General features: G+C 44.0%; 19 protein-coding genes. 8 read left to right on the top strand and 11 right to left on the bottom strand.

Going from position 1 to position 19,554, the window contains the following annotated elements; all coding sequences use genetic code 11:
* The first annotated feature begins 79 nt into the window (after positions 1 to 79).
* Positions 80 to 397, top strand: a complete 318-nt coding sequence (locus ACN0W5_RS15305; protein ID WP_417454958.1) for an antibiotic biosynthesis monooxygenase family protein — start codon at positions 80 to 82, stop codon at positions 395 to 397.
* An 80-nt stretch (positions 398 to 477) separates the two neighbouring features.
* On the opposite strand, the gene ACN0W5_RS15300 is transcribed toward ACN0W5_RS15305, so the two are convergent.
* Positions 478 to 1,422: an SDR family oxidoreductase gene (locus ACN0W5_RS15300; protein ID WP_417454957.1), complete on the bottom strand. Its 945-nt coding sequence runs from the start codon at positions 1,420 to 1,422 to the stop codon at positions 478 to 480.
* Between the two features lie 211 nt (positions 1,423 to 1,633).
* Here ACN0W5_RS15300 and ACN0W5_RS15295 point away from each other — a divergent pair, with 211 nt between their 5' ends.
* The 3 genes from ACN0W5_RS15295 (at position 1,634) to ACN0W5_RS15285 (ending at position 6,409) form a co-directional block, all read left to right on the top strand.
* Entirely contained in the window at positions 1,634 to 1,999 is a 366-nt protein-coding gene (locus tag ACN0W5_RS15295; protein WP_417454956.1) for a winged helix-turn-helix transcriptional regulator, read from the top strand.
* A 223-nt stretch (positions 2,000 to 2,222) separates the two neighbouring features.
* On the top strand, positions 2,223 to 4,514 hold the full coding sequence (locus tag ACN0W5_RS15290; protein ID WP_417454955.1) for an AAA family ATPase: 2,292 nt from the start codon (positions 2,223 to 2,225) through the stop codon (positions 4,512 to 4,514).
* Positions 4,514 to 6,409 (top strand): UvrD-helicase domain-containing protein, encoded by a 1,896-nt coding sequence (locus tag ACN0W5_RS15285; protein ID WP_417454954.1) that lies wholly within the window; start codon positions 4,514 to 4,516, stop codon positions 6,407 to 6,409. The genes ACN0W5_RS15290 and ACN0W5_RS15285 overlap by 1 nt, the downstream gene beginning before the upstream one ends.
* 203 nt (positions 6,410 to 6,612) lie before the next feature.
* Here the strand turns inward: ACN0W5_RS15285 and ACN0W5_RS15280 are convergent, their stop codons facing one another.
* Both ACN0W5_RS15280 and ACN0W5_RS15275 read right to left on the bottom strand, forming a co-directional pair.
* Positions 6,613 to 7,308 carry a DUF2461 domain-containing protein gene (locus ACN0W5_RS15280; protein WP_417454953.1) on the bottom strand — a complete coding sequence of 232 codons (696 nt, stop codon included), beginning with the start codon at positions 7,306 to 7,308 and terminating at the stop codon, positions 6,613 to 6,615.
* Positions 7,309 to 7,310: 2 nt separating this feature from the next.
* Positions 7,311 to 7,736, bottom strand: a complete 426-nt coding sequence (locus ACN0W5_RS15275) for a GFA family protein (protein ID WP_417454952.1) — start codon at positions 7,734 to 7,736, stop codon at positions 7,311 to 7,313.
* Positions 7,737 to 8,028: 292 nt separating this feature from the next.
* Here ACN0W5_RS15275 and ACN0W5_RS15270 point away from each other — a divergent pair, with 292 nt between their 5' ends.
* Positions 8,029 to 8,283 carry a DUF1344 domain-containing protein gene (locus ACN0W5_RS15270; RefSeq protein ID WP_299380656.1) on the top strand — a complete coding sequence of 85 codons (255 nt, stop codon included), beginning with the start codon at positions 8,029 to 8,031 and terminating at the stop codon, positions 8,281 to 8,283.
* A 133-nt stretch (positions 8,284 to 8,416) separates the two neighbouring features.
* Here the strand turns inward: ACN0W5_RS15270 and ACN0W5_RS15265 are convergent, their stop codons facing one another.
* Positions 8,417 to 9,037 (bottom strand): DUF2062 domain-containing protein, encoded by a 621-nt coding sequence (locus ACN0W5_RS15265; RefSeq protein WP_417454951.1) that lies wholly within the window; start codon positions 9,035 to 9,037, stop codon positions 8,417 to 8,419.
* Positions 9,038 to 9,222: 185 nt separating this feature from the next.
* Between ACN0W5_RS15265 and pgsA the strand changes: the two genes are divergently transcribed.
* The gene (gene pgsA / locus ACN0W5_RS15260) at positions 9,223 to 9,780 is read left to right on the top strand and encodes a CDP-diacylglycerol--glycerol-3-phosphate 3-phosphatidyltransferase (protein ID WP_417430709.1); all 558 of its coding nucleotides are present in this window, start codon (positions 9,223 to 9,225) and stop codon (positions 9,778 to 9,780) included.
* 57 nt (positions 9,781 to 9,837) lie between these two features.
* Here pgsA and ACN0W5_RS15255 read toward each other — a convergent pair whose 3' ends face one another.
* The 3 genes from ACN0W5_RS15255 to ACN0W5_RS15245 all read right to left on the bottom strand — a co-directional run bounded on the left by ACN0W5_RS15255 (position 9,838) and on the right by ACN0W5_RS15245 (position 13,284).
* Positions 9,838 to 10,797: a LysR family transcriptional regulator gene (locus ACN0W5_RS15255; protein ID WP_417454950.1), complete on the bottom strand. Its 960-nt coding sequence runs from the start codon at positions 10,795 to 10,797 to the stop codon at positions 9,838 to 9,840.
* Entirely contained in the window at positions 10,797 to 11,585 is a 789-nt protein-coding gene (locus ACN0W5_RS15250) for an HAD-IIB family hydrolase (RefSeq protein WP_417454949.1), read from the bottom strand. Before ACN0W5_RS15250 ends, ACN0W5_RS15255 begins: the two co-directional genes overlap by 1 nt.
* A 157-nt stretch (positions 11,586 to 11,742) precedes the next feature.
* Positions 11,743 to 13,284 (bottom strand): PLP-dependent aminotransferase family protein, encoded by a 1,542-nt coding sequence (locus ACN0W5_RS15245; RefSeq protein ID WP_417455090.1) that lies wholly within the window; start codon positions 13,282 to 13,284, stop codon positions 11,743 to 11,745.
* Positions 13,285 to 13,468: 184 nt separating this feature from the next.
* Here ACN0W5_RS15245 and ACN0W5_RS15240 point away from each other — a divergent pair, with 184 nt between their 5' ends.
* The gene (locus ACN0W5_RS15240; protein ID WP_417454948.1) at positions 13,469 to 14,389 is read left to right on the top strand and encodes a DMT family transporter; all 921 of its coding nucleotides are present in this window, start codon (positions 13,469 to 13,471) and stop codon (positions 14,387 to 14,389) included.
* A gap of 7 nt (positions 14,390 to 14,396) precedes the next feature.
* Here the strand turns inward: ACN0W5_RS15240 and ACN0W5_RS15235 are convergent, their stop codons facing one another.
* Together ACN0W5_RS15235 and ACN0W5_RS15230 are read right to left on the bottom strand one after the other, a co-directional pair.
* Positions 14,397 to 14,678, bottom strand: a complete 282-nt coding sequence (locus tag ACN0W5_RS15235) for a chorismate mutase (RefSeq protein ID WP_417454947.1) — start codon at positions 14,676 to 14,678, stop codon at positions 14,397 to 14,399.
* A gap of 54 nt (positions 14,679 to 14,732) precedes the next feature.
* Positions 14,733 to 14,993: a DUF1674 domain-containing protein gene (locus tag ACN0W5_RS15230; protein ID WP_417430721.1), complete on the bottom strand. Its 261-nt coding sequence runs from the start codon at positions 14,991 to 14,993 to the stop codon at positions 14,733 to 14,735.
* A gap of 183 nt (positions 14,994 to 15,176) precedes the next feature.
* Here ACN0W5_RS15230 and ACN0W5_RS15225 point away from each other — a divergent pair, with 183 nt between their 5' ends.
* Positions 15,177 to 16,556: an RsmB/NOP family class I SAM-dependent RNA methyltransferase gene (locus ACN0W5_RS15225; protein ID WP_417454946.1), complete on the top strand. Its 1,380-nt coding sequence runs from the start codon at positions 15,177 to 15,179 to the stop codon at positions 16,554 to 16,556.
* Between the two features lie 34 nt (positions 16,557 to 16,590).
* Here the strand turns inward: ACN0W5_RS15225 and ACN0W5_RS15220 are convergent, their stop codons facing one another.
* Together ACN0W5_RS15220 and ACN0W5_RS15215 are read right to left on the bottom strand one after the other, a co-directional pair.
* The gene (locus ACN0W5_RS15220; RefSeq protein WP_417454945.1) at positions 16,591 to 18,783 is read right to left on the bottom strand and encodes a methyl-accepting chemotaxis protein; all 2,193 of its coding nucleotides are present in this window, start codon (positions 18,781 to 18,783) and stop codon (positions 16,591 to 16,593) included.
* A gap of 276 nt (positions 18,784 to 19,059) precedes the next feature.
* Entirely contained in the window at positions 19,060 to 19,521 is a 462-nt protein-coding gene (locus ACN0W5_RS15215) for an Lrp/AsnC family transcriptional regulator (protein WP_417454944.1), read from the bottom strand.
* Between the last annotated feature and the right edge of the window lie 33 nt (positions 19,522 to 19,554).

Genomic DNA, 19,554 nt, shown 5'->3' with positions numbered 1-19,554 from the left:
TTATCAATTATGGTAATTGTTCTCATTTATTTAAGCAATATGATGCCTCGTCATTTATACGAACCAAAAGGACAAGACGATGTATGTTGTTGAGATTGTGAGCTGGAAAGCGGCACCAAACGTGACGGATAAACAGATGATTGATGCCGTTCAGGCAATGGTTCCCGACCTCGAAAAACTACCCGGATTTAGGTATCAGTCCCTCTCAAAAGATGATGATGGTCTATGGATGGATATTTACTATTGGGACACCAAAGAAGACGCCCATAAATCAAACGATTTGATGGCAAACAAACAGTCTTTGCAAGACCTTGTCCCTCTCATTGATATGAGCAGTCTGAAGATAGATGTTTTGACGCCCCATCAAGAATCAGGCCTGATAAGCTTTCCCCAATAACAAGCTGCAAACCACCATAAACACAAACTCTAGGGCGGTGCGCCTCATTAATGGTGCACTGTGCTGTTTCTCAGATCTTTCTACACCAAGCCTTCATATATCTTCTTATCCGGGTCGATTGCCGCGCGTTCTTTTTGGCGCATCACTTTCCAAACCTGAAACAGAGCATCCGAAAGCTTGCTTTCCCCGGCAATCGGAGTTGCCTTTGGATCGCTTGTAATATTTCCCAGATTCATCTGCTTATAATAATCACGCCACAACACAGCAGCACTTTCGTCTATCCCCTGATCCATCATGATCTGGAGCCAGTCATCTTCGGGCAGTGACAGAGATGCGATATGTTTATTCAGAACATTACGTCCGGCTTCAACGATATCGTCCAGACTATAGGCTTCTGGCCCATGCAGCTCTAACAGACTATACCCAGCCAGCGGATCAAGGGCCGCCGATACCAGAATGTTGACAAGATCGTTTCGTGCCACCATCGCATAGCTTTGCTTCTCACTAAAAAAGCTGGGAAGAACAGAATGGTGTTTGGCCATCGCCATCCCGGATGCCAGATTTTCCATTATAAAAGCAGTCCGAATGATCGTCAGGTCTTCACAAATGTCTTTGAGATCGCTTTCCAACTGCCCAAGCGTATTCGCCCAACCAAGTTTTTTTTCTGCGCCCATAGCTGATAACAGCACAATTTTTATCTCTCGCGCATGATCAGCCCGAAAATCAGAACCACTGGAAGAAAGCGCATCCATCAAGGCAGATCGATAGTCATCCACAGCGCCCAACAAACCCTCTTCACTTAAAAAGGGCGGTAAGATAACAATGAGTGTCTGCACGCCGGAAAGTGCCTTTGCCCAACTGGCTGCATGTTTGGGGTCACCTTCATTTACCTCAACCCCACGACCACGCCATAAATCGCGACAAGCAGCATCCGCAGTTAAAACCCGAACCAATTGCCCTTGTCCAACCAACTGTTCTGTTACCGCGCGTCCAATGGGGCCACCTGCATCTGCCACAAGGTACATCTTAAACTCCCTTTAGATTAGGCTTTCCTTATCTCTCTCCTGATCCGGGCAATCAAGAAACAAAAAGACGCACGACGATTTTCTTTTGGCACTGTCGGCGAGGATATTGTTTTTATTTTGAACCCAATAAAATGATAGACTATCTATGAGGTGATTTTTCTCTCTTAACAGCGATTAAAATTGCCATCTTACTCTAGTCAGAAAGCGACCAATGCGATCAACTTGTCCTATTTCCCAAACACTGGAAATTCTGGGTGATCGCTGGACCCTTCTCATCATTCGCGATCTGATGTTTTTTGGCAAAAGCCAATACAAAGAGTTTTTGAGTTCTCCAGAAAAAATATCGACAAATATTCTTGCTGATCGTCTCAAGCGCCTCGAGCAATCGGGTATTATTGAGAAAACATCCTATCAGGATAATCCACCACGGTATGAATATCACCTCACTCAAAAGGGACAGGGTCTCCGCCCGCTCATGCGCGAAGTGACAACCTGGGGGCTGGAATATATTGAGGGCACCGAGGTACCATTGGATGCGTTGAAGAAAGAGACTTCCAAGACCGAATCTCCCGATTGATCAACTAGCTTTAACGAACTGCAATCATCAGAGCTTCAAACCGCACTTATCGGGTTTTTGGAACTACTACAGCATCAAGAAAACAACCGATTAATTTACAAGCAAAATAACACCAAAGGTTGTGCATCAATCAATTTTATATAATGTTTGAATTGTTACCGAACTTCCGCAACCACCCCAAAGCGGATATTCCAATATACAAAAGTTGGATAGAGAAAAATCGATGAAAATTGCATTCGTTGAAATACAAAACTTCAGAAAACTCAAATCTGTGAGAATTGATTTTTCTGAACAAAAAACAATCTTTGTCGGCGCGAACAATAGTGGAAAAACCACCGCAATGGACGCATTAGGCCATTTTTTAATCAACCATAAACGCTTCTCAACGAATGACCTCACACTATCTAACTGGGAAAAAATCAACAAAATTGGTGAAAGCTGGGAGAAGGCACTGGAAAGCGGTGAAGAGTTTTCTCCATCCAAAAAAGAATGGAAGGAAGAAATCCCCATTTTGGACTTATGGCTTGCGGTTGAAAAAAATGAAATTCACCACGTTAGCCATTTATTGCCCAGCTTGGATTGGGAGGAAGGAAAACTAGGAGTCAGACTCCGTTATGAGCCCGCAGATATTGAAGAACTCTATTCGGAGTATATAAAAGCTCGAAAACATGCCGAAGAGACACTACAAGCAGCAAAAGAAGCACATAAAGAAGAAGACTACACCTTAAGCTTGTGGCCTGGCTCAATGATTGATTACTTGAAAAAGAGAATGCACAGCCATTTTACAATAAATGCCTATACGCTTGATCCAGAAAAATTAACATCACCAGATAACTCAACAGGAGCACAACTTCAAAATCTTCCTGAAGAAACCGAGCCAATAGATCAACCACCTTTTGATCGCTTACTGAAAATCCATGAAATTAATGCTCAAAGGGGTTTTTCTGACGCACAAGGAAGTAGTCATTATGATGATTCTTCCAACACAAAAGACAACGTGGGTAGATATAAACTCTCTGAACAATTGAGAGGATACTATGCTAGTCACTTAGACCCCTTAGAATTCCCCGAGCCACATGATGTTAAGGTTCTTCAAGCGACAGCGAATGCCCAAGCTTTATTTGACAAGCAGTTAAGACAAGACTTCAAAGTGCCCGTCGAAGAACTAGAAAAACTGGGTTACCCGGGAGTTGCCAATCCAAAAGTCGTAATAGCAACTGAGCTTCGCCCAATAGAGGGGTTAAACCATCCAGCAGCACTACAATATGAAATAGAAACCTTAGGAAGTGGTGAAGGTACTTCTTCTCCTCTCCGACTTCCCGAGCAATATAATGGGTTAGGTTATCAAAATCTTATATCTATGGTCTTTAGATTAATGGCTTTTCGAGACAACTGGATGCGTGTTGGAAAAGCAGAGAAAAAGGTACATGAAGATAACATCGCCCCCCTTCATTTAGTGATTATAGAAGAACCAGAAGCCCATTTGCATGTTCAAGTGCAGCAAGTTTTCATCCGAGTTGCTCATGACATATTAAGAAATCACCCAGATTTAAAGGACAATAAAAAATTAACCACACAACTAGTTGTCTCAACGCACTCTAGTCACATCGCTCACGAGTGCAGCTTCGAAGCTTTACGCTACTTTAGACGCTTTCCAGCAACTAACAAAGGTGCTGTACCGACGACTAATGTTATTAATTTGTCTCAGGTATTTGGCAAAGAAGACAAAACTGAGCGATTTGTTATGCGGTATTTAAAAACAACACACTCTGATTTGTTTTTTGCTGACGCGGCCATACTGGTGGAAGGACCAGCAGAACGAATGCTCGTGCCATTTTTCATTGAAAAATTCTATCCGAAGCTAAGTCAAAGTTATATAACTCTACTTGAAATCGGCGGCAGTTATGCACACACGTTGCGCCCATTAATTGAACACCTTGGCCTTACATCTTTAATTGTTACCGATCTAGATTCAATAAACAAAGATACAAAAAAGTCAGAACCTCCAAAGCGAGCCGCACAACAAATAACTGATAATACAACTTTAAAAGGTTGGCTACCTAAGAAGGAAGCCATAGATGATCTTTTAGACTTAAAGATTACTGATAAAGAAATTAGAGACGAAACCGCATTTTATACCCTCCGATCTGCATATCAATCCCCAGTTAAAGTTTCCATTAACGGCAAGGAAGAAGAGGCTTTGCCCTACACATTTGAAGATTCGCTTGTTTTAGAAAACATAAATATCTTTAAAGGGCTTGAAGGTACTGGCCTAATAAAAAAATTTAAGACCCATATCGAAACCCATAAAGATGTTGTTCAACTTAGCAATGCTCTATTCCTTGAACTTAAAGGGACAAGTGATAAAGCTAAATTTGCTTTAGACCTCCTATATGAACTTCCTGATAATTTTAATGTACCCTCATACATACAAGAAGGGCTCGAGTGGCTGCAGAAAGAACTAGCCGAAAGACCTTCTGAGGCATTAGCCGCATCTAAGGAAAGCGCCGCATAATGAACCAGGATGCATTAGTAAATTCAAATACACTCGATGACCCTATCGATGATGAAATAGCTGAATACTTGAGCTTAACCAATCCCAAAAGTTTCTTTCTATTTGCTGGTGCTGGATCAGGAAAAACACGCTCACTAATTCATGCACTCGGTAGAATTAAAGAACGATATGGGCGCCAATTAAAGTTAAACGGCCAAAAGGTCGGAGTAATCACCTATACAAATGCCGCTCGTGATGAAATTAGGAGGAGGCTTGAATTTGACACCGCTTTTCACGTCTCAACAATCCATAGCTTCGCTTGGTCTTTAATTGCAGGGTTCACGAAAGATATTAAAAACTGGCTCGAAACCAGCTTAAAAAGTGAAATTCAAGAACTGGAGAAAAAGCAAGAAAAAGGGCGAGCTGGTCAGGCCTCAATAGATAGAGCAAGGAAAATTGAATTAAAGACTAAAAGGCTGACAACTCTCCCTGAAATAAAAAAATTCATTTATAACCCTACAGGAGACAATGTAGAGCGAGATTCATTAAGCCACAGTGAAGTTATTAAAATTTGCTCTGGTTTCTTAACTCACAAAACAACTATGCAAAAATTGCTAGTCACCAGTTTTCCTCTTTTATTAGTTGATGAGAGTCAAGATACCAATAAACACTTCATGGATGCCTTATTCGAAGTCCAGCGGCATAATTCAGATTGCTTTGCGCTGGGCTTACTCGGGGATATGATGCAAAGAATATACTCAGATGGAAAAGATAAGTTAGGGCAAAACTTACCCTCAAACTGGGCCTCTCCAGCAAAACAAATGAACCACCGAAGCGCGAGTAGACTAGTCGAATTAATCAACAAGATCAGAGCCAATGTAGATGGCCAAGAACAGACTCCCAGAAACGATAGAGGGGAGGGTTTAGTTCGATTATTTATTTTACCAAACGATACTGAAAACAAAAAAGATGCCGAGACGACTATTCGTAAGTCCATGGCCAATGCTACAAATGATCACGGCTGGTATGGGGCTCCTCAAGATGTCAAAACCTTAATATTAGAACATCACATGGCCGCAGGGCGGATGGGCTTTGAGCTAATGTTCGAACCTCTATATAAAGTCGATAAATTCAGAACAGGATTACTAGATGGATCAATGCCTGAATTAAGATTATTTGCAAACCTTATTTTACCATTAGTTACAGCCTTAAAAGAAGAAAACAAACATGCTGTCGCCTCCATTATCCGAGAGAAATCCCCTCTTTTAGATAAGCGAGTTTTGAAGAGAATTAGTAAAGACCAAACTATTCAAATCAAAAAAGCTAATAAGGCTGTTAATGAATTATACTCACTTTGGGAAAACAACAATGACCCAAGTTTTTTAGAGGTATTGCAAACTGTTACTCAAAGTGGGCTATTTGATATTCCAAATAGATTTATCCCAATAATACAAAGAAGTGTTGAAGAGCATAAAGCTGCCAAAGTTGAAGATGATGAGGACGATCAAGACATTAAGTTAAGCGCCTTAAGCGAATTCCTATCAACACCATTCTCTCAAATTCAGCCCTACACTGACTATATAAATCAATCCTCTCCATTTGATACGCATCAAGGCGTAAAAGGGAGAGAATTTCCAAGAGTAATGGTCATTATCGATGATACTGAAGCTCGAGGCTTTATGTTTAAATATGATAAGTTATTTGGTGTCGCTCCCCTAACTGGTAGGGATAAACAGAATGAACGAGAAGGGAATGATACAGCTCAACTACGGGCAAGACGATTATTTTATGTTACTTGCAGCAGGGCTGAAGAAAGTTTAGCAATTGTGGCATACTCTGAAGATCCTCAAGCTGTATATAATACGGCTTTACAAGAAAGCTGGTTTAAGAAAGAAGAGATGCAAATTGGCTTTTAATATTATGGTAGAGCGTGTCCTCGATCTTGTAAGTGTTTAGGGTTCCAGATTTCTATAGCGTAACCTTATCTGATTTGAAGATGAAGTGTACGCTAATGGCACTAAACAGCTATAAATCATGATCTGATTTATTAGTCACAATTTATTGTGGTTTGAGATGGATGATTACAGTTCGTTACACCTAAGCATTCTGATTGATACGTTTAAAAAGGAACGTCAACGGCCTTACACAGAAATTTCATCAGTGGCGCTGCTGTTTTAAACCCTTCAACCACCTCGTTTAAAAACTCGGGACTTTGAGCTGCTTTGGGTGTTGTCCGATGCATGAGAAAAAAGGTTTTTCGCTTAAGGTCTTTGATATGTGGCTCATCTGCTGAAAAACCTTTTGGGGGGCGCTTAAGTCCATCGCCACCGATTTCACCGAAAACATCGCGTATTTTTGGATCTGATAAAACCTTTTCCCATTCTTTTGGGCGATCAGCGATTGCCCGCCTGATCATATAAAGCGCATCACTTGGTGGCATCCAGATTCCGCCACCATAGAGCACTTCATCCGTTGCCAGATGGACATAAAAACCCGGTGCGTGTGCATCCCGCCCCAATGAATGACGGAAATGACACGCCGCATGCTCTTTATAGGGACGTTTGTCTTTCGAAAATCTGACATCACGGTGGATTCTGAACATCGACCCGCCATTGCGACGGGCATCTGCCACGAAATGAGGGGTAATTTCAGCAAGGGGCTCGACCATTGCCTGAATAAAATCCAGCAGATGATCTTGCAACGTTTCCCGGTATCGCGCTTTGTTTTCGGCGAACCAATCCCGGGTGTTGTTTTCTTTTAGATCATCGAGAAACTCAAACCCCGCTTTGGGAAAACCGGGAAAGTCAGTGCTCATTTTTATCCCCCTCGTCGAAACATGCTGCCATCAAACTTTGGAATTTCACTGTCCATCATATCCCAGGATACAGCCTGTTTAACAAACATATCTGCATCAGCCGAATAAAGTTCAGGATTATCCAGGCTCATCGCGACAATCAAAACCATCCCTTTGGCAATTTCCGGCGTCCCGTAGATTCGGCTGTTACATTTCGAACAGCAATAGCTTTTCATTAAACCACCACTTCCGCCCTGATGCTCAAAGCAATTTAAGTCTCCGGTGACAGAAAAGCTGGTTTCCGGCACGCCCATCACAGCAACATAGGGACTCCCACTCAATTTTTGGCAATCGCGACAATGACAATTCACTTTAAAAAGCGGTTTTATACAACTCGTCTGATATCGAACCTGCCCACACAAACATCCGCCTTCGATAATTTCAGTCATTTTTATCTCCATTAATTATGTTTTTGATCGAACACCTCACTAACTTGCAAAATAAAAGTGACTTGATTATGACAACCTATAAACAAAATGTCACTCCTTTGCCACTTTTCGAAAGAGATCATGACCACAACATCCAATAGCTGCCATATTTCAGACACTTACCTTTTTTCTGACACAGGAATGTTTAAAAGATGCACCCAACTTTGCCCTCTTCTTGTTCCTTCTCAAATGCCCGATGAGAACGTAACTTTTGCTCATCGACGCAATCAATTTGTCAACAAAGGAACAGACAATGAAAAAATTAATTTCTAGTGTTATCGCTCTTGGTCTTATCGCATCTGCATCCATCGCAAGTGCAGCTGAAATGACAGGCCGCGTTATGACAGCGGACCCGGCAACAAACACAATCGTTCTTGAAAACGGTACAGTTATGGAGCTCATCGACGGTCTGACTGTTGAAGGTCTGGAGCCAGGTACAGAAGTTGTCCTGACTTATGATGAAAAAGAAGGCAAAAATCTGGTTACCAACATTGCACCAGCTTCTTAATCAACTGGCTTCTTAATCAGCCAGCTTGTTAACCAAGCACACATAGTTACCTGAATAAGCCGATAAGTCAGCGAAACCAAACCCCATTCGCCCTTATCGGTTTATTCATTTCTGGGTACATGTTTTAGAAAGTTTAGTTTTCTAAATCAGGATTTTTAAGTTTATCTCTAGATCCGGCGAGCCGTTTCTTTCGCGCTTCGGCGTAACGTGTGGCTAATTTAAAAGACAGCCAGTACCCCAAGGCACCAAGACCGACGCTATAAGGTATAAACCCAACCAGAATTGAAGTTCCGACCTGCTCCAGCATAAAGTGGGTAACCTCTACAACCGTTTCCCAAATGCCGCCCTCAAGCGTCAGATGTTCACTCATCATCCTTGAAAAATCTTTAAAATTCTTCTCGCCGTCAAAATCCAACAGTATTAACCGGCCCGTAATATAGTACAGATAATAAAGCGGGATCATGGTGACCGGATTAGAAAGCCAGGACCATGCCATGGCAATAATCAAACTGAATTGCCACTTAAAAACATACCGACAAAGCCACCAGGCAATAAAAACACTATAAAGCTGGATACCGACTGTCGGTGTCATCCCAAGGGCCAAGCCCATCATGACACCACGGGCAACGGTTTCAGGTTGGTCAACAGATCGTAAAACAGGAATTGCGAGACGGAAATAGAGAAGACGAAGCAAACTAGCAATAGTTTCCTTCTTATTTCGGGCGTGAATTTTCTTCTTAAACCAGAATCTCATTTAGTCTTTTACAAACGCCCTTTGTTTCCGTTTTTTTGGCGATCTTTTTTTATCGTCCTTGTGACCGCTCTTAGCGACTGTTATAAACCAAAATCACCTATAGTCCACGGACAAAAATCCGCCTTTCACGAGATAGCGGAAACCAAAGGACCTTGAAACTATCTCATGCAAAGGGCAGCAACAGCATGAATCTTCCCAATTGGCTTAGTGTGTTTAGAAGTGGCGCAGGTTTTATCGTCATTTATCTTCTCCTACAGGGAACACAATCATATTTACTTGCGGCTATCGTCGTCATGATGATTGCAGAGATTTCAGACATGGCAGACGGCCATATCGCCCGTCGCTATGGACAGGTCACCAAACTGGGCATGATCATTGACCCCATGAGTGACAGCCTCTATCGCGCCATGGTCTTTATCGGCTTCTTGGGGATCGGCTGGATTCCAGTCTGGTTTGTTGCCATCATCATCACACGCGACATCGTTGTTTCTTACTTGCGAATCTTTGCCCAGCAACAGGGCTTTACCATGGCCGCAAGATCAAGCGGCAAAATCAAAGCCATCGTTCAGGCCTGCGCACAAGTTTGGACAGTTGGCCTCTACGCGCTTAGCGGATTTTTCAGCCAATATATGGATACGGTTCAGGTATCTTTCTGGCTATTGGCAATCGCAACGGCTGTGACAGCATGGTCCGGTATTGATTATGCCCTTGGCTATATTAAGTCCATGCGGGAAGCCAACTAAGAACTTTCTAGCTCACAGCAAAAACAGCCCGATCACTATTTGATAATTTTGGCCTTGTTAGTCTTCGCCGATTTCAATCTTATCCGTTACCCACGGGGCGAATGCCGCGATCTCCGGCATGCATCTTTGTGTAAGAGTATCGCGAGATATATCGCTTATCATCTTTTGCAGCGATTCAAGTTCATGACGGCGTGTCGCCAGCATCAAGCTGCGGGAAAAAGCAGGGCCGGGAAGCGGTTCACAGCGTATATTGCTTAGATGAGTCTTCGCCTGCAACAGGCACAGCGGCGTGGTGATCGCCCAACCGATGCCCACGGCAACCATTGCCAAAGTCGTATCTGCCGTGTCGAACTCAAACCGCCGCCGTGCAATAATATCAAGCGAACGCAAATGGTTTTCGATATTAATTCCGGTTAAGGATCGAGAGCTGTACCGCACCAATGGCAGATCCTGATTCAACTGACTCAAGCTTTCCACTGGCTTGCCATAAGTGGCGGGTAACGCCAGAACAAATGGTTCTTGCAACAAGCGGTGCGAAATAATGCGTTCGTCGGCCGGAATACTGCCTTCGGTTATCACCACATCAACTTCGCGGGTAAAGAGGCGTTTGAAGTGAAGTTTTGTCAGGCCGGACCAAACGGACCACTCCACAGCTTCATCCATCAGGCCGCTGACCAGATGCGGTCCAACCGTCGTGCCAAAGGAATCAACCATTCCCACATTCAACCTCGGCAGAGATCTTTGCTGATAGGCCCTGACAAGAAAGGATGTTTCACGAGCGGTATCCAGTAACGACTTTGCCCGCTCAAACAGCGTTCGTCCTGCAGGGGTTAGTGCCGGGGGACGCACCGAGCGATCCATCAACTGCACCGCCATTTTTTTCTCAAGAGCGCTCACTGCCTGAGAAACCGCAGATTGAGAAATATCCTTGTGTTGAGAAGCGGCTGTCATGCCCCCCGTTTCAACAACAGTGACAAAAATATCAAGTGCGCGCAGATCAAGATCAAATTCAGACATCACCTCAACAGCATGCTCGCAAGCTCAACGAACCCCTTGCCACTCCGCTCTTTGGTGACCCACGTTGGTTCATGGGGAATCCGATCTGCGAAATCCTTCACATTTGCAACGCCGACGGAATGTGGAAAACGCGCGAACATCGGTGCGTCGTTCGGCGAATCACCGGAAAAAACAACCTGATCCAAAACCTGATTCAACTCCGAACCATACACTTCACGGAACAGAACCTCAGTCATGGATAGTTTGTCATAGTCACCAAACCAGCCGTTCACGTGAATAGAACTCACCTTTGCCTTGGCACCCGCTTCTTCAAACAGCGAGACAATCCTGTCGATTGATTCCTGACCAAGCGGAATGACGTCTTCACAAAAGTCCACGGCAAGGTCCGCAACCCGATAATCTTGATCTGATGCGATTCCAGCCCCCGGTACCTCTAGGGGTATCGACTGACGCAACTGATTGATGCGCGTGCGATCATTTGCACGCTCTTCTGCATTTTTCCAAAAGCGGCAAGTCATTTTTTTGGCATGATGTTCATAGCGAAAGTAAAATGCGCCATTTTCCCCAACGATGGCATCAACTGGCCACATACGGGCAAAATGATCACACCACCCTGCGGGACGCCCTGTAATCGGAATAACCTTGAACCCCGCCTTGCTCAAACTCTCCAAAGCAACGTAACTCTCAGCACTAAGCAGGCCATCTGTCGTTACCGTATCGTCTATATCTGTCAGGACATAACGAATCTGGTTTTTTACAGCTTGCGGAAAATCACATAAGGGTTTCATTCTGTTCCACCATCAATAGGGCCAAAATAACCATTTATTGGTCCTGAAATTAATCTGTACACATAATCGACACTCATATGTACAGCGGTAAATATAAAAAGAAAAGGAGAGGCCAAGGCTATTGATCCCCTTATAATTCGGGTCTTATTCGTCCCATTTAATCCGTCATCTTTTTGAAAACAGCTGCAAGCCTTTTACAGCCGGATTCAATCTGATTCTGATGACATGCTCCATACCCCAATAGAAGACCCTGCCTGGCAGTGGTTTTATTATTATAAAATAGAGATAAAGGTGATGCCGAAAGATTCATCTTGTCTGCTTCGGCAACAATTTCACGATCCGTCGTCTTCTCACTTACTGTATCTGTAAAATAAGCGGTGATATGTAACCCCGCGATGTTCGGATTTATTTCCAGATAATCAGATAAATATTTCTCTATTCCTTGAACAAGCATTTTCTGTCGTTGCGCATAAACTTTCCGCATACGCCTGATATGCGAAGAAAAATGTCCTTCCGCCATAAAATCGGCTAACGCGGGTTGAGCTAACAGAGAAGAGCGTTCATCCATCAACATCCGCGCAGATCGAACAGCATCGACGAGATGCTCAGGCACGACGAGGTATCCCAAACGTAAAACATGAAACAGAACTTTGGAAAAAGATCCCAGATAAACAACGCGGGACGCCCCTTGCGTATGCCCTCTTCTTTCCGCTTCTAACCCCTGCAAAGAAGAAATCGGTTTGCCTGAAAATCTGAACTCACTCTCGTAATCATCTTCCAATATCCATGCGTCGTTCTCTTCAGCCCAGTCAAGCAATTCAAGGCGTCTCCTTAAAGACATCACCACACCCAATGGATACTGATGCGATGGCGAGACAACCGCCATTCGGGCATTTTCAGCCATAGATCGACCAGTTTGAACGGAAAGACCTTCGTCATCAACAGGAACAAAAGCCATCTCTATACCCGCAGAATGCAAGGGCCCCTTTAGACCCGGATATCCAGGCTCTTCAAACCAGGCTGCATCCCCTGAATCCAAAAGAATACGCGCCATGAAATCAGTTGCCTGTCGAGCCCCAGACGTAATCATAATCTGCTGCCAGTCACACTTTATTCCCCGAGCAACACGTAAATAATCAGCGATCTCTTTACGAAGTGGAATATACCCACAAGGGTCTGGATTCCTGAGCAGATCATCCTTTGGATAACGCCAAGTGCGGGAAAGAGATCGTGCCCAAAGTGGAAAAGGAAAGGATTCAACGTCCGTCATGCCCGGTGAAAATGCTGGATGGTTTTTATGCGCTCGCTTCTCTTTTTGCATAATCGCCAGTTGCTCTCCGCGTTTGGAAAGCCCTCGCTGGCTGGCATCCGATGCCGCCTGGCTATAAGAAGACGACTTTGCAGATGCCAGACCGGTGTCATCCGGTAATTCATTTGAAATATAGGTACCAGAGCCACTCAACCCTTCCAGATACCCTTCGGCAAGCAGCTGGTCAAAAGCGCCCAAAACCGTGTTGCGAGAACAAGCCAATTCCTTTGCCAAAGACCGGGTAGAAGGCAGTCTTTCTCCTGGTTGCAAACGACCATTCAACACCATTTCCCTCAATTGTGAGAACAGCTGATGCTGAAGAGATTCGTTACTGGTTTTATCCAAAACCACGTCTAACAAAGGAGTATTTGTTGGTTTTCCAACCATCATTAACCTCAACAATTGGCTCTTAAAAATGATAACATTATTTTTAAATTATTAGAGCCATTTATCAAGCTTTCAGGAAAACATCATGGCTTGCACCCCGACAAATTGAACCCTGACAATATCAATACTGCAGAACACAGTGATCTTTGCTATGAGAGTTTATCTATCCGATACAAAGCTGAGCCTTATGACCAAAACACCGCAAGAAAATTCGTACCTCCTCGCTATACTTGCGCCCTGTACCTTTGTTTTGATTTGGTCAACAGGCTTTGTTTTCGCCAAAATGGCCCTCCCCTACGCAGAAACAATGACACTTTTGACCACGCGGTTCTTAATCGCAGTGGGGTTGCTTCTGCTTATTTCATTGATCTGGAAAGCAAAATGGCCAAAGAGTCTGATGCAAGCTGTCCATATTGCGGTGGCTGGCGTACTGTTACATGCAATCTATCTAGGGGGTGTTTTTGCATCTATTGAATTGGGCCTACAGGCTGGTGTTGCGGCATTAATTGTAGGAATTCAACCGCTTTTAGTAGCTTTTGCAGCTGGTGTTTTCTTGAAAGAGAAAATTACACTCAGACAATGGATTGGTCTTTTCCTAGGGGTCAGCGGAGTAATTCTGGTCGTCTGGGCAAAACTTGAAAATGGCCTCGGCACACCATTGGGGGTCAGCATCGCCGTTCTTGCCCTGTTTGGTATATCAATTGGGACCGTTTATCAAAAACGCTTTTGTGGCGAGATGGACTTACGGACTGGGGCGGTTATTCAATATACAGCGGCCTCAATTCCCACGGGCATAATCGCTTATACGACTGAAAGCATGACCATAAACTGGACCGGAGAAATGATCTTTGCCATGTTCTGGTTGGTTGTGGTGCTATCTGTCGGGGCGATAAGCCTGCTCTATATTTTGATCCGCAAAGGGGCGGCCTCAAAGGTATCAAGCATGTTCTTTCTTGTGCCTCCTACCGCAGCCCTCATGGCATGGGTTCTTTATGATGAAACCTTTAGATCCACAGCCTTGATTGGCATGACCATGACGGTGGTTGGCGTTGCTTTGGTAAATTTACGCCCACTTAAAAGATTTGGCTTAAGAACCAGACCAAGCTGAGAGATAACTACTTTTTATTGCCCATCAAACGATCTTCCAGATCGCACGATTCATCAATAATCAACGTATAGAGCTTGCGAACAAAGTCCGCATCTAAGCCTTTATCCACACCCGTATTCGCATTTCTCTCCCGGACTTCATCAACCCGGTCTTGCAGTACAGCTGGAATATTGTGCTCGTTTTTTAATTCTGCCACTTCACGAATAATCTCGAAACGCTGAGAAAAAAGCTCCATAATCTGATCATCAAGATCATCAATGCGCCGACGATAAGGGCTAAGAAGCTCCATAACTATTGGGTACTCCGACTTTAAAGAATTAGAAATGATACAGATGAAAATGATTTAAAAATCAACACAGATACCTTTACGCTCCCAATCACCATAGCGCGTTGGCTCTGGCCCACTTGGCCCTCCAATTTCAGGCTTTTTATCCAAGCCTTCCATCAGCTGTTTTTCACGTTGAAGACGCGCCTCCATGGCCTTATCAAGGTCATCAGGCGTAACCTTCCTTCGTTTCGCACCAGAAGTGACATCACCCGGTGCCGGGAAATGATTCTTCCGAGTTTTTTGATTAGGCGTATGTGTCGTAAAAGATCTTGTCATAACTACTCATATGGCATGTCACGATGATAATGCCAAGCCTTCGAGCCAAAAGATATAACGCAACTTGTCGCGCCTTTTTCAAACAACAGCTTACCTGTATTGTTATCAATATTTCATCAAGAACATAGCACCTGCGCAAAAATAGCTCTTTCTTCCCACTATTTTCATGGTAAACCCTAGCCCATGACTGAAAAACACAACAAACACGACAAAGCTGCTGGATCAAAAAACAAAACAGGTAACAGGCCCAAAAGTGGTCGACCTGTTAACCCCAGGAAGCTCGTTCTGAATCTTTTGAAAGACATCATGCGGGAACAGAAAACCCTTGATGAAGCCCTGAACAATAACAAGGCTGATTTTGAAAGCATGGAACGACGCGATAGAGCTTTTGCCCGTTTGTTGATTTCCACACTAATGCGTCGCCTAGGCCAGATTGATAAAGCTATCAACGCCTGCATGAAGCGACGCTTGCCTGCTAAAATGGCTGACGTCCGTGATATTATACGTTTAGGCGCCGTCCAATTGCTGTATCTCGACACACCACCCCATGCAGCCGTCAGCACCAGCCTTGACCTTGCCAGAGGACCGAAACTCAGTGGCAATAAACCCGTCATGAACGCTGTTTTGCGCCGCCTTGCCCGCGAAGGCAAAGATATGTTGGCCAAGATGGACGAAAGTCAGGACAATTTGCCAAACTGGCTTTGGAAAAAATGGGCCGAAACCTATGGTGAAGAAACAGCCAAGGCGATTTCACTCAGTCACCTTGCTGAAGCACCATTGGATTTGACCGTAAAAGACTCTCCAGATGAATGGGCTGAAAAGCTCGGTGGCATTGTTACGTCCGGCAACTCTATCCGTTTACCCGCTGGTACGGGCGATCCTGTCTTCCTTGAAGGTTACGCAGAAGGACATTGGTGGGTTCAGGATTTTGCTGCAAGCCTTCCTGTTTTGTTACTCGGATCAGTAAAAGGTAAAAAGGTCGGCGATATTTGTGCCGCACCTGGTGGAAAAACAGCCGAACTCATCACTGCTGGCGCAGAGGTAACGGCTATCGATTCTTCAGCTAAACGTCTAACTCGGGTTCATGAAAACCTCGAACGCCTTCAATTGGACGCAGAAGTCATTCAAGCCGATGCGACAACATGGCGACCAAATGAAGAGTTTGACGCTCTCCTTCTTGATGCTCCTTGCTCTGCGACAGGCACTTTGCGAAAACATCCTGAATTGGGTCGAATTAAACGCTCTGAAGACATCGAAACATTAGCTGAATTGCAACGTGAGTTGCTTGAGAATTGTGCCAAAATGATTAAGACGGGCGGTACACTTGTTTATGCCACCTGTTCGCTTGAGCCTGAAGAAGGGCAATACCAGATAGAGCGTTTTCTCAAGAAGAATGGCACTAGCTTCGAGCGTGTCCCCGTCAAGCCCGAAGAGCTTGGTAGTGCTGATTGGTTGCAAATTTTACTGACTAATGACGGTGATCTTAGATGCCTGCCATGTCACAGACATGACGAAGGCGGCATGGACGGGTTTTACGCCTGCCGCCTTCGAAGAATTGCTTAAGGATTGACCTTGCTCTTGCTAAAGGCCTATCTCTCTAAGCAGCCCTGATGCCCTGAATAAACGCCTCTACGCTTTTACGCATATCATTAGCTTGTCGCGCCAGACCTTCTGACGCTTCTAATACTTGCTGAGAAGAATTTCCGGTCTGTGTTGAAGCTTCGCTTACGCCCTGCATATTCGACGTAACCTCGGCTGTACCTGCCGAAGCTTCTTGCACATTACGTGATATCTCCTGTGTCGCGGTACCTTGTTCGTCAATAGCCGTAGAAATAGAGACTGAGATCTCATTCATTGATTCAATCGTTTTCCCAATTGCTTCAATCGCAACAACAGCTGTTTTTGTAACGCTTTGCATTTCATCTACCTGGCCACTGATATCCTCTGTGGCCTTCGCCGTTTGATTAGCAAGGTTCTTCACTTCGCTCGCAACAACGGCAAACCCCTTACCAGCCTCGCCTGCTCTTGCCGCTTCGATTGTTGCATTCAACGCCAAGAGGTTGGTTTGCTCTGCAATATCAGAAATGAGGCCAACAACTTCACCAATACGGTTCGAAGCTTCTTCCAAGCCCTTAATCGTTGCAATATTTGCATCTGCCTTGGAAACAGCATCACTGGCAATCTTACTTGATTCACCAACCTGACGATTGATTTCTTCGATGGAACAACTTAGTTCTTCAGCCGCAGCCGCAACGGTCTGCACATTCACTGATGCTTCTTCCGCAGCAGCAGCCACAGTATTTGAACGAACCGCTGTATCCTGAGCAACAGAAGACATCTCACCAGAAGTTGTGTTCATCTGAGACGCCGCAGCACTCACACCCGTTAGAATCTGATTACTATCTGCTTCAAACTGCGCCACCAGCTCTTCTATTCGTTTGGTTCTCTCCTCACGCAATGCCACCATCTCTTGCTCTTTTTGGACCATTTCATCTTGTTTGATCGCATTCTGTTGGAAAGTTTGCAGTGCTGAAGCCATATCGCCAATTTCGTCAGCACGCCCCACACCAGATACTTCAAAGGATTTATCACCATTAGCTAGCATCAGCATTTCTGACGTAGATTGGCGAATAGGGTTACTAATAGAGCGCGCAAAATACCACCCCAGAAGCGCAACCAGTACAAGAACACCCACACCAATCATAAGAATATAAAAACCAGCTGTATGCGATGGTACGAGAACTTCTTCCTCGTCAATCTCAGCCATCAAAGCCCAGCGAACGCCGTGAAGATCAAGTGGTTGATAAGCAGATAAAACATTTATACCCCGATAATCAGGGACAATTGCTATACCCGTTTCGCCCTTCAGGGCTTTGGTAACTGTCTCGGTTTTCACCTCAGTCTTCAATATTGTTGATTCTTCTGCAAATCTGGAATCACTACGCATCAGGTAATCCGAACCCACAATATAGGTCTCGCCACTTTCACCCATACCCGCTTGCTGTTGTAGAACACCATTAATACGATCAATAGGCATTTGGAAAACCAAAACACCCTCAAGACCCTTTGCTGAAATAATTGGTGTCGACATAAAACTGGCCGGAGCACCATAACTCGGTGCATAAGCCGCAAAGTCGATAAAGTTGATTGATCCAGCTTTCCCGTCTTTCATTGCACCTTTAAAAGCCTGCGCCAAACCGGAATCTTTATACTTTCCGTTATTAAGATTTGTTGCGTAATCAAGTTCTTTGAAAACCGTATAGACAACGTTGCCTTCAACATCGATAAGGAAAATATCGTAGTACCCTCGACCTTCTAGCATTTGTCGGAACCATGGGTGAAAACTACGGTGACCTGAATGGTAAGAACCTTCTATTTCTGGGCCGTTATATAAATGCTTCTCGCCTTTTTTCTCGGGGTTACCCCCCGCGTTCGTTGCTTCAGCTGTTGGATCATTAATATAGACACCATGTAAAGATTTCAGCGGGTCGCCATGTCGGCTCTTTTCATCTTGAAAACCCAGTGCAAGGCTTGACATCGCATCCTGAACATATCCATTTCCCGCAGTAATCTGAATGTCTTCTTCTATCGACTTCACATAATCCAGCAATGCTGAATTCCGGGCTTCCGTTAGCGCCACTAAGGTTTGTTCTTCCTGATGCATAAGACTTGCTGACGTATTGAAAACACTAAACACGCCCACAGAAACAACAGAAACCGCAGAGATAATTATAAATAAAATCGGAAGCTTTTTAGATATTCGAATATCAAATAATTTAGAGATTTCCATCGCCTTTCAGGCCCTCCTAGTACTTTTTGAGTCTTGCTCGTCGGCCCTCTGCCAGTATTTTCTCGCCGAGACCGTTCGCCTTAATGACCACACTACATACTATAATATGCAAAAATTCTTAAAGAATCATTTAGATGGTTGGCTATGAGAGTTTAGAGGAACTGGTATCTTATAGATTTTTGAGAATTCAAGTTTGCTGAGATATAAACCAAGTAATGAATTTTTCGCATTCAGAAGTTAAGATCTATAAAGCCAAACAAATACTTATTATTTACTTTAACTTGTGTGTATTGGTATAGACATCCCTACCTTAACGGAATCCATCACAATATTTGTTTTAAATTTACTGACTGCCGTATTACCAAAGAAATATTCACGGGTAAATTGCTCATAGTGTTGAATATCCCGTACCAATAGAACCAAAATAAAATCGGCCTCACCGGTTGTATAATAACACTGCTGAACTTCTTCTGCCTGTCGCATACGCTTTTTGAAACCATCAAGTACATTCAGGTTTTCACGCTCAAGACTTATTTCCGCAATCACAGTCATTGGATGACCCATTTTTTTAGGATCAAGCAGTGCCACTTCTGCTCTGATAACACCGTTATCCTTTAGCTTCTTCAACCGCTTTTGAACTGCTGCAGGTGATAGCCCAATTTCTGCGCTAATCTTTTCAGCAGTCATCCGGCTATCTTTTTCCACATGGAAAAAAATTTTACAAACAAGAGAAACCATTAATATTCTCATTCAATATAACAATTATTTTCA

It is taken from the genome of Kiloniella sp. (assembly GCF_048270245.1).
Lineage (GTDB): Bacteria > Pseudomonadota > Alphaproteobacteria > Kiloniellales > Kiloniellaceae > Kiloniella.
Note: the sequence above shows the minus strand (reverse complement) of the source record. Positions and strands in the feature narration are given on the sequence as shown.

Coding starts and splice junctions, on each gene's coding strand:
- ACN0W5_RS15220 (WP_417454945.1), bottom strand. CDS start 18,783: ATGGAAATCTCTAAATTATTTGATATTCGAATATCTAAAAAGCTTCCG.
- ACN0W5_RS15270 (WP_299380656.1), top strand. CDS start 8,029: ATGAAAAAATTAATTTCTAGTGTTATCGCTCTTGGTCTTATCGCATCT.
- ACN0W5_RS15290 (WP_417454955.1), top strand. CDS start 2,223: ATGAAAATTGCATTCGTTGAAATACAAAACTTCAGAAAACTCAAATCT.
- ACN0W5_RS15265 (WP_417454951.1), bottom strand. CDS start 9,037: ATGAGATTCTGGTTTAAGAAGAAAATTCACGCCCGAAATAAGAAGGAA.
- ACN0W5_RS15295 (WP_417454956.1), top strand. CDS start 1,634: ATGCGATCAACTTGTCCTATTTCCCAAACACTGGAAATTCTGGGTGAT.
- ACN0W5_RS15255 (WP_417454950.1), bottom strand. CDS start 10,797: ATGTCTGAATTTGATCTTGATCTGCGCGCACTTGATATTTTTGTCACT.
- ACN0W5_RS15300 (WP_417454957.1), bottom strand. CDS start 1,422: ATGTACCTTGTGGCAGATGCAGGTGGCCCCATTGGACGCGCGGTAACA.
- ACN0W5_RS15305 (WP_417454958.1), top strand. CDS start 80: ATGTATGTTGTTGAGATTGTGAGCTGGAAAGCGGCACCAAACGTGACG.
- ACN0W5_RS15225 (WP_417454946.1), top strand. CDS start 15,177: ATGACTGAAAAACACAACAAACACGACAAAGCTGCTGGATCAAAAAAC.
- ACN0W5_RS15285 (WP_417454954.1), top strand. CDS start 4,514: ATGAACCAGGATGCATTAGTAAATTCAAATACACTCGATGACCCTATC.
- ACN0W5_RS15235 (WP_417454947.1), bottom strand. CDS start 14,678: ATGGAGCTTCTTAGCCCTTATCGTCGGCGCATTGATGATCTTGATGAT.
- ACN0W5_RS15280 (WP_417454953.1), bottom strand. CDS start 7,308: ATGAGCACTGACTTTCCCGGTTTTCCCAAAGCGGGGTTTGAGTTTCTC.
- ACN0W5_RS15230 (WP_417430721.1), bottom strand. CDS start 14,993: ATGACAAGATCTTTTACGACACATACGCCTAATCAAAAAACTCGGAAG.
- ACN0W5_RS15215 (WP_417454944.1), bottom strand. CDS start 19,521: ATGGTTTCTCTTGTTTGTAAAATTTTTTTCCATGTGGAAAAAGATAGC.
- ACN0W5_RS15275 (WP_417454952.1), bottom strand. CDS start 7,736: ATGACTGAAATTATCGAAGGCGGATGTTTGTGTGGGCAGGTTCGATAT.
- pgsA (WP_417430709.1), top strand. CDS start 9,223: ATGAATCTTCCCAATTGGCTTAGTGTGTTTAGAAGTGGCGCAGGTTTT.
- ACN0W5_RS15240 (WP_417454948.1), top strand. CDS start 13,469: ATGACCAAAACACCGCAAGAAAATTCGTACCTCCTCGCTATACTTGCG.
- ACN0W5_RS15250 (WP_417454949.1), bottom strand. CDS start 11,585: ATGAAACCCTTATGTGATTTTCCGCAAGCTGTAAAAAACCAGATTCGT.
- ACN0W5_RS15245 (WP_417455090.1), bottom strand. CDS start 13,284: ATGATGGTTGGAAAACCAACAAATACTCCTTTGTTAGACGTGGTTTTG.